Source organism: Virgibacillus sp. DJP39 (assembly GCF_049310925.1).
Classification (GTDB): Bacteria; Bacillota; Bacilli; order Bacillales; family Amphibacillaceae; genus Virgibacillus_F.
On record NZ_JBMERP010000181.1, the window covers coordinates 1 to 1,330 of the forward strand.

Below are 1,330 nucleotides of genomic sequence, written 5' to 3' on the forward strand. Positions count from 1 at the left end.
GTACTTAACAATCAGGTCAAGCTTATTAACGGTTGCGTAGATCATGGCAATAAAGTTGTCAGTTGAGCGGTATCCACGGGCTTTTCTTTTAGCTGCTTGAACCAGACCATTTATTCCTTCAAGTAGACCGTTGGTCATTTTACTGACAAACCATCTTAGAACTCCATTCCTATGCCTTTTTAATGATTTCGCAAGCTTAATTATGGGTTCAAGTTGAGAGCGTATTGCCCATTCATACCATTCATCAAAATATAAACCTGAAATAAAGGGTGATCTGGTCCACATTCTTTGTAGCGATACCTTTATACGGTATGCACGTCCTGTTGCCAGGTCCAAATCCTTTAGTTTTGAAAACGCCAATTCTTGTTTTTCAGTTAAATTTTCTTGGTTCTTGAGCCATATGTAACGTGACTTTTTTAGTAAAGGCTGTGTGAGTTGTTCATGCCTTCGCACCTGATCCAACGCTTGGTTAACCAATTTCATGACGTGAAACTTATCAAAGGTGATGGAAGCATTCGGGAAGTTTTCTTCGATTCCTGAAATAAAAGATGGGGACATATCCGAACATATCTCCTCAATTTGTGAAGGTGAAACCCCTTTACTATCTAGGAACTGACAAAAATCCTGCAACACATTTGCGCCCTTACCTTCTGTCGCAAATAACAATCTTTTGGTATCTGTATCCACAAACAATGTTACATATTTATGCCCTCTTCTACTGGATGTCTCATCTAGAGCGATACGTGTAACATTAGACAGATCAATATTTTCCATCGCTTGGTTCACATAGTATTTAAATACACGCCAAAGTCGAGTATCATGTTCGCCAACTTTTCGGGCTACGGCAGCAACAGGCATTTCCACCATTAACGACATAACATGGTGTTCGAAGAACAATGAAAGTCCTGCACCTGGGCGTGCCCAGTCAATTTCAACCGTACGTATTTTACCACATGATTCACATTTTACACGTGGCATTCTTGCATGAAGCAACGTCTGATATTGCCAAAAATCAAGATGCCTCCACGTTCGATCCTGATCTTGAATATCATGAACCTTACACCCTGATTTTCCACAGTTGGGACATGAAAACTTAGCACCTGAACGGTATTCAATATAAATGTGTAATGTTCTTTCATTTTTGGCTAATTCATGATGAAAAACATACCATGGTTCAGGTATATCTAAAGCAGATTGAAACACATTATATTTATCTTGGAAATCTTCCATAAGTTGTACACACTCCTAGGTATTTTAATAGTTTCTACCTAGTATAAGCAGTTTTATTAAACTTTAAACTAAACAATTAAACATTAAATGGCGAGGAAGC

At 38.3% G+C, this 1,330-nt stretch carries 1 protein-coding gene; it reads right to left on the reverse strand.

From position 1 onward, the window contains the following. Window positions 1-1,230: ISL3 family transposase (locus tag ACOI1D_RS21650; RefSeq protein WP_422504269.1), on the reverse strand; the 1,230-nt coding region annotated here is incomplete at its 3' end. Between the last annotated feature and the right edge of the window lie 100 nt (window positions 1,231-1,330).